The sequence below is a fragment of the Kitasatospora sp. NPDC004799 genome, assembly GCF_040609095.1.
Classification (GTDB): Bacteria; Actinomycetota; Actinomycetes; order Streptomycetales; family Streptomycetaceae; genus Kitasatospora.
The window spans coordinates 1-7,237 of sequence record NZ_JBEXJK010000402.1 but is presented as its reverse complement, the minus strand read 5'-3'; the positions used below and the strand labels follow the sequence as shown (position 1 = coordinate 7,237).

General features: G+C 75.6%; 8 protein-coding genes. 6 read left to right on the top strand and 2 right to left on the bottom strand.

Annotated features, from left to right (window positions below):
• Together ABZW03_RS33675 and ABZW03_RS33670 are read left to right on the top strand one after the other, a co-directional pair.
• The coding region (locus tag ABZW03_RS33675; RefSeq protein ID WP_355266962.1) for a TetR-like C-terminal domain-containing protein at positions 1-418 on the top strand (418 nt) is incomplete at its 5' end.
• Between the two features lie 23 nt (positions 419-441).
• The gene (locus ABZW03_RS33670; protein ID WP_355266960.1) at positions 442-1,902 is read left to right on the top strand and encodes an MFS transporter; all 1,461 of its coding nucleotides are present in this window, start codon (positions 442-444) and stop codon (positions 1,900-1,902) included.
• Positions 1,903-1,917: 15 nt separating this feature from the next.
• On the opposite strand, the gene ABZW03_RS33665 is transcribed toward ABZW03_RS33670, so the two are convergent.
• On the bottom strand, positions 1,918-2,445 hold the full coding sequence (locus ABZW03_RS33665; RefSeq protein WP_355266957.1) for a DinB family protein: 528 nt from the start codon (positions 2,443-2,445) through the stop codon (positions 1,918-1,920).
• Positions 2,396-3,811: an MATE family efflux transporter gene (locus tag ABZW03_RS33660; RefSeq protein ID WP_355266954.1), complete on the bottom strand. Its 1,416-nt coding sequence runs from the start codon at positions 3,809-3,811 to the stop codon at positions 2,396-2,398. Before ABZW03_RS33660 ends, ABZW03_RS33665 begins: the two co-directional genes overlap by 50 nt.
• Before the next feature lie 153 nt (positions 3,812-3,964).
• Here ABZW03_RS33660 and ABZW03_RS33655 point away from each other — a divergent pair, with 153 nt between their 5' ends.
• From ABZW03_RS33655 to ABZW03_RS33640, 4 genes are all read left to right on the top strand, one after another.
• Positions 3,965-4,537, top strand: a complete 573-nt coding sequence (locus ABZW03_RS33655) for a PadR family transcriptional regulator (RefSeq protein WP_355266951.1) — start codon at positions 3,965-3,967, stop codon at positions 4,535-4,537.
• 214 nt (positions 4,538-4,751) lie between these two features.
• Positions 4,752-5,630, top strand: coding sequence for a class I SAM-dependent methyltransferase (locus ABZW03_RS33650; protein ID WP_355266948.1), 879 nt, complete (start codon positions 4,752-4,754; stop codon positions 5,628-5,630).
• Positions 5,631-5,881: 251 nt separating this feature from the next.
• The gene (locus tag ABZW03_RS33645) at positions 5,882-6,769 is read left to right on the top strand and encodes an isocitrate lyase/PEP mutase family protein (RefSeq protein ID WP_355266945.1); all 888 of its coding nucleotides are present in this window, start codon (positions 5,882-5,884) and stop codon (positions 6,767-6,769) included.
• The gene (locus tag ABZW03_RS33640; protein WP_355266942.1) at positions 6,766-7,083 is read left to right on the top strand and encodes a hypothetical protein; all 318 of its coding nucleotides are present in this window, start codon (positions 6,766-6,768) and stop codon (positions 7,081-7,083) included. Before ABZW03_RS33645 ends, ABZW03_RS33640 begins: the two co-directional genes overlap by 4 nt.
• Positions 7,084-7,237: the final 154 nt, after the last annotated feature.

Here is a 7,237-nt window from a genome sequence, read left to right as displayed (position 1 = left end):
TGTTGCGGCGGTCGCGGCGCTGCTCGGCGGCGCGCAGCTCGGCGATCCTGGCGCGGCGGTCGAGGCCGGCCTGCTTCCCCGGCACCGGCTCGACGCGCTCGCCCGCGCCTACCTCGGCTTCGCGGCCGCCAACCCCGGCATGTTCGAGCTGATGTTCCGTCACGACCTGCTGGAGGGCAGCGGCGTCGAACTGCGCCACACCACCGTGCCGCTGTTCATGACCTTCGTCGGCCTGGTCTCCGAGGTGCACCCGCAGTCCGCCGACCCGGCCACCACCACCGCCGCCCTCTGGTCCAACCTGCACGGCCTCGCCCAGCTGCGCACCTGGGGCAGCCTGCGGCTCATCACCGGCGACGAATCCGTCGAACCGCTGCTGCGCGTCGCGCTGGACGCCCACCTCGGCCCGGTCGCCCGGTGAGGCCGCGGCTCCGCCGGGGGCTCGTGCTGACCGCGAGCATCACCGGCGCCGTCCTGGTCGCCGTCGACGGCACCGCGCTGACCGTCGCCCAGCCGGCCCTCCGGCACGACCTGCACGCCTCCGTCACCGCCGTCCAGTGGGCCAGCACCGGCTACCTGGTCACCGTCGCCGCCCTGCTGGTCTTCGCGGGCCGGCTGGGTGACCGGTACGGGCACCGGCGGGTCTTCGCGCTCGGCGTGACCGGCTTCGCCGCCAGCTCGCTCGGGATCGCCCTCGCGCCCGGCATCGGCTGGGTGGTCGCGCTGCGCGTCCTCCAGGGCGTGGCGGGCGCGCTGCTGCAGCCGGCCACCCTGGGCATGCTGCGGGCCGCCTGGCCCGCCGACCGGCTGTCCGGGGCGATCGCGATCCGCACCGCCGCCATCGGGCTCGCGGCGGCGGCCGGGCCGCTGGTCGGCGGGGCGCTGACCGCGCACTTCGGCTGGCGGTCGGTGTTCCTGCTGGGGCTGCCGTTCGCCGCGGCCGCCCTCCTGGCGGCCCTCGCGGTGCCGACCGGGACGGGCTCGACCGGGCCCCGCCCTGCGGAGGCCGGCCGCCGCACCGGGCTCGACCTGCCCGGCGCGGCCCTGCTCGCGCTCGCGCTGGCCTGCCTGGTGCAGACCCTGGTGGCGCTGCCGGACCGCGGCTGGTCGGCCGGACCGCTGCTCGGCCTCGCCGCGGCCGGCGCCCTCGGCCTGGTCCTGGCCCGGCACGAACGCCGGACCGCCGACCCGCTGCTGCCGCCCGCGCTGCTCCGCTCGGCGGCGGTCGCACCGCCGCTCGTCGTCCTGCTCGCGGCCTCGGCGGCGCTCCAGGGAACGCTCTTCCCGGCCGTCTACTACCTCCAGGACGTGCTCGGGCTCGACCCCCTGCAGAGCGCCCTGCGGGCGGTGCCGCTCGCGGCGACGATGATCCTGGCGGCGCCCGGCTCCGCCTGGCTGGCGAAGCGTCACGGCGAGCGGGCGGTGGTGCTGTCGGGGATGGCGCTGGTCACGGCGGGGGCCCTGCTCACCGCAGGGCTCGGGCCCGGCTCCGGGACGGTCGCGATCGGCGGCTGCTTCGCGCTGCTCGGCACCGGCTTCGGCACGGTGATGGTCACCGCCACCACGGTGGTGGTCCGGGGTGCGTCCGCCGCCCGGGCCGGGGTCGCGGGCGGCCTGCAGCAGACCGTGCTGAACATCGGCCCGGCGCTGGGCATCGCCCTGGCGACCACCGCCGCCGGCGGCACGGACCCCGGCGCGGCGCTCGCACCGGCCGCGCTGGCCATGGCGGCGGTGGCCGGTGCCGGGACGGCGGCCGCCGCGCGGCTGCCCGGTCGGGCGGCGGGGGCGGCGGCCGATCGGGCGGGCGGTCGGGCGGCGGGCCGGGTGCGGCCGACCGGGCGGGGGCTACCGGTCGGCCGGCCCGGGGCAGCCGACTGGGCGGGGGTACCGGTCAACCGGCCGTGAGCAACGCCCCTGCCGTCACACCCCGGTGACGCCGTCGATGCGCTCCCGGAGCAGGTCGGCGTGGCCGTTGTGGCGGGCGTACTCCTCGATCAGGTGCACCAGGATCCAGCGCAGCGAGACGCTGTCCGAGCCGAGCACCGCCGCGTCCTGCGGGGAGAGCCGGCCGGCCGCCTCCAGCGGCGCGTCCGCGGTCAGCTCCCGGCCCCGGTCGATCTCCGTCCGCCAGTCCACCAGCGCCTCGGCCAACCCGCGCGCCGGGTCCAGCCCGTAGCCGCCCTCGTTCTCCGCGCCGTACACCGGCGGGACCTCCCGGCCGGCGAACACCCGCTGGTACCAGTTGCGTTCGACCTCGGCGAGGTGCTGCACCAGGCCCAGCAGGGTCATCGTGGACGGCGGGACGGAGGCCAGCCGCACCTGCCGGTCGTCGAGCCCGTCGACCTTCCGGGCGAGGGTGGCCCGCTGGAAGTCCAACCAGCTCTCCAGCATGGCGCGTTCAGCGGCGTGCGGAGGCGGGATCGGCCGCCCGTCCGGAGTCGATGCCATGGCTCCCACTCTGGCACACACCCGCGCTCGCCCACCCCGGACGCCGCCGTCGGGTCAGGGCCGCGAGCAGCGCGAGCTGCACGCCCGCGCCCGCCGCCGGCCCGAGCCACACCCCCGTCACCCCCAGCGGCCCGGACAGGGCGGCCGAGGCGGCGAGTTGGGCCCCGAGCCCGAGCAGGACGGAGACCACCAGCGGACGGCCGGCGCCCGCCCCCTGGTGCACCCCGCCGAGCGCCACCACCAGGGCGTACGGCAGCAGGTAGAGCGCCGCCGCGCGCAGGAAGCCGACGGACTGCGCGGCCACCGCCCGGTCCGCGGTGAAGAGCGCGGTCAACGGGACGGCGAGCGTCGCGGCCGGCACCGCGGCCAGGGCACCGAGCAGGGCGGCGAGGCGTCCGGTGGCGCGGCGCAGGGTGTCCAGCGCGGCGCCCTGCCCCGCGCCGGTCAGGCGGGCGGCCTCGATCGCCGCGGCCTGGCGCAGCGCGTAGAAGGCCATCGTGACGACCAGCAGGACGCGGTAGCCGAGGCCGTACCCGGCCAGCGCCGCGACGCCGAAGCCCGCGACCAGGCCGAGTTGGGCGGTTCCGACGGCCATCCGGGCGGTGAAGTCCAGGCCGAACGGTGCGCCCGCGCGCAGGATCCGGACCGCCGCCCCGCCCGCTCCCCCGGTGCCGTCGGCGGTCCGCGGCCGCGGCTCCGTTCGTCCCCGTCGCCGTCCCCACGCACGCCGCCGCAGTCGCCGCCGCAGTCGCAGGGTGACGGCGAGGGCGACCGCCCGGGAGAGGGCCAGGGCCAGGGCCGCGCCCGGCACCCCGAGGGCGGGCAGCGGCCCGGGGCCGAGGATGAGCAGCGGGTCGAGGAGCAGCAGCAGCGCGTTGGAGAGCAGGGCGATCCGCATCGGCGTGCGGGTGTCGCCCGCGCCCTTGAACAGCTCGTCGGCGACGCGCTGGCCGAAGAAGAGCGCGAAGGCCGGGAACGCGACGGTGAGGTACCCGGCGGCGTGCGCGGCGGCCGCACCGTCCAGGAAGGCCCCGACCAGCCGGTCGCGCAGCAGGAAGCCGGGGACGGCGAGCACCGCGCTGCCCGCGGCGCAGAGCCAGGTGGCCTCTCGGGCGGTGCGGGCGGCCTCGGCGCGGTCGCCCGCGCCGAGGCCGTGGGCGAGCCGGACGCTGGTGCCGGAGGCGACCACCAGCACCAGCCCGAGCAGCAGGTTCTCGACGGTGCCGGCCAGCGTCACGGCGGCGACCGCGACCCCGCCGAGGCGGGCGACCCAGAGCGCGCCGATCACCGAGGCGACCACCCCGGACAGCAGCTCCGCGTAGACGGGTACCGCCAGTGCCGCGAGCCGGCGCAACTGCCCGCGCATGGCCCCTCCCCCTTCGTATGGTCCGCTCGCCCGGCCTCGACTCGCGTGGACCGGCTCCCCTTGCCTCGAATAGAGATAGATCGTTTCGAGGTACATCGACAAGAGGTAAGATGGGCGCTCCACAGGGCGCACTCCGACCGAAGGGCTCCAGCCGTGTTGACGCTCGCGATCCTCGGCTTCCTCTACGACCAGCCGCTGCACGGCTACGAGCTCAAGTCCCGGATCACCGGACTGACCGGCCACGTCCGGCCGGTGAGCGACGGCGCGCTCTACCCCGCCATCGCCCGGCTGGAGAAGGCCGGGCTGCTGCACCGCCGCACCGAACCGGGCAGCGGCGCGGCACCGCGGCAGACGCTGGAGCTGACGGCGCAGGGGCGGGCCGAGCTGCTGCGCCGGCTGGCCGATCCGGAGCAGGCCGAGATCACCGACCAGATCCGCTTCTTCACCGTCACCGCCTTCCTGCACCACCTCACCGATCCGTCCGGACAGGCCGCCGTCCTCCGCCGGCGGCTGGACTTCCTGGACGCGCCGAGCAGCTTCTTCCACGACGGGACGGGACAGCCGGTGACCGCCGAGCGCGAGCCGAACCCCTTCCGGCGCGGGATGCTGCTCGTCGCCCGGGCCTCCACCACGGCCGAGCGGGCCTGGCTGACCGAGACCGTCGCGGAGCTGGAAGGACCGGTCGACGCGGAGCACCCGGGACGGCCCGACGCACCGGCGCTGTGACCGCCCCTGAATCACTAGGCCGGCCAGGCGATTCGAGAGCGGAAACGAAGGCGCGCGCCCCTGCCGAACGGCCGAGCGAAGAATCGGCTCCGGGCCGTTCCGCCCCTGGTCACCACCGGCCCCGGCGTCGCTATGATGATCCGCCTCACGTCCTCGGCGTCCCCCTCGCGGACGTGATCCGCCACCGCGCCCCGCCGTCCCCCTGGAGGCCGCCGTGCCCGTTCCCGAGACCGCGGCCGAGGCCGCCGTCCCCTCCGCGCCGCTGAAGCGGGACGACATCCCCGGCTGGTTCTTCAGCCTCGACCGGGCCGCCTTCAGCCATCTGCTGTCCGCCCAGAGCGCGGCCGGCGTCACCGGCGACATCCTGGAACTCGGCAGCTACCTGGGCCGCAGCGCGGTCCTGCTCGGCGACCACCTGCGGCCGGGCGAGCGGCTGACGGTCTGCGACCTGTTCGACTCCGACGCGGGCGACGCCGACAACGCCGCCGAGATGGACATGTCCTACCGCCGGACCCTCACCCGCAGCGCCTTCGAGGCCAACTACCTCGCCTTCCACAGCTCGCTGCCCGAGATAGTGCAGGCCCCGACCTCGGTGCTGGCCGACGGCCGCATCCGGGCGGGCAGCTGCCGCTTCGTCCACGTCGACGCCTCCCACCTCTACGAGCACGTCGCCGGGGACATCGCCGTGGCCCGCGCCGCGCTCGCCGAGGGCGGCCTGGTCGCCCTGGACGACTACCGCTCCGAGCACACCCCGGGCGTCTCCGCCGCGGTCTGGGAGGCGGTCTTCACCGGCGGGCTGCGGCCGGTCCTGCTCACCCCGATGAAGTTCTACGGCACCTGGGGCGACGCGACGGCCGTCCAGGCGGTCCTGCGGGAGCGCGACTGGCAGGCCGAGGGGTACACCGTCGACGAGGACACCATCGCCGGCGCCCGGGTGCTGCGCCTCAACTACCGGGTCAAGTCCCCGGTCCAGCGCTCCGCCCCGCGCCGGCTCGCACTGGAGCTGCTGCCCCCGGTCGCGACCAAGGCCACCCGGCGGATGCTCCGGACGCTGCGCGAACGCCGCGCCGTCCCGCCGGTCCCGAACGCCTGACCCGCGCCCGGCGCCCGCCCGGCCCCCCCCCCGCACCGGGCGGGCGCCGCTCCGGCCTGCCGTCACGTCACCCCATTTAGGCGATAACCATATTTAGCTTATTTCTTATTGTCGCTGCCGTTTCACTCCAACGAGGGAACCTCCTTTAAAGATTTGCCCACGGAACGTTAAAGGGCGCATAGTGATGACACCTCAGTTCGGTCTGATGAACACCAAGTTCAGGCAAAGTCATCCCCAGCAAGGAGAAGACCTTGTTCCACGGAAACACGGCATCGGACAACCCCGGCCAGCGGCTGCGCGCGGAGATCGCGGGCCCGGGGACGACGCCGTTGATCGGCGTCTACGACATGTACTCGGCCTCCATCGCGGCCGAGCACTACAACGGCATGTTCGTCTCCGGCTTCGGCTTCGCGGCCTCCTACTACGGGCTGCCCGACATCGGTTTCATCGCCTGGCCCGACATGGTGGGCTTCGTCGAGCGGCTGCGCGGGGCGTTCCCCCAGCACCACCTGCTGGTCGACATCGACGACGGCTACGTCGATCCGGAGGTGGCCTGCCACGTCGTGCGCAGGCTCGAACGGATCGGCGCGTCGGGCGTGATCCTCGAGGACCAGAAGCGGCCGCGCCGCTGCGGGCACGCGGACGGCAAGATCGTGCTGCCGCTGGAGGAGTACCTGGAGAAGCTGGAGCTCGTCCTCGCCAACCGGACGGACCTGGTGGTGGTCGCGCGCACCGACGCCACCGAGGAGGACGACATCCTGCGCCGGGCCCGCGCGCTCGCCGCCACCGACGCCGACGTGGTGCTGGTGGACGGCGTGCGCAGCGAGGAGTGGATCCGCCGGATCCGCCGGGTGGTCGGCGACAAGCCGCTGCTCTTCAACCAGATCGCGGGCGGCAAGTCGCCCCGGCTGTCGCTCTCGGAGCTGTCGGACCTGGGGGTGGACGTGGCCATCTACAGCACGCCGTGCCTCTTCGCCGCGCACCGGGCGATGGACGAGGCGCTGGCCGGGCTCAAGGACGCCGACGGCCGGCTGCCGGCCCCGGCCGGGGGCGGTGAGCAGGTCGGCGTGCGGGAGTCCACCGAACTGCTGGAGCGGAACATCTCGCGCTCCCGCGGGCTGATGGCGGTGACGGTGTGAGCGCCGGGCTGCGCGGGCCCGCCCCGCCCTCGCCGGCCGCCGCCCTGCGGGCCACCGCGCTGGGGCTGGCCGGGGCCTGCGCCCTGATCGTGGGCGCCGCGGCGCCCGCGGCGGCCGGCGGCGGGCTGATCACGGTCGTGGACAACTCGAACGCCGACTCCTGGCTGGAGATCGACCGCACGGCCAACCTCCAGAACGGCAGCGGGTCGGCGGGCAGCGACCACGACGGTGCCGGCTCGCTGGTCGGCGGCCTGCTCGGGCCGGCTTCCTCGTCCGGGCCCTCGCTCGGCCCGGTGACGGGGGGCGGCCCGTGACCGACCGCCTGACGCGCCCGGAGCAGCCACCAGGGCACCGGGCGCGCGGGGAGCGGACCGGCGATAGGCGCCCCTCCTACAGATCCGGCATTCTGAAAATAATCCATCCCACGCAACAACCACCCCCGGGGGGGGCGCGGCCGGCCCCCCCGCC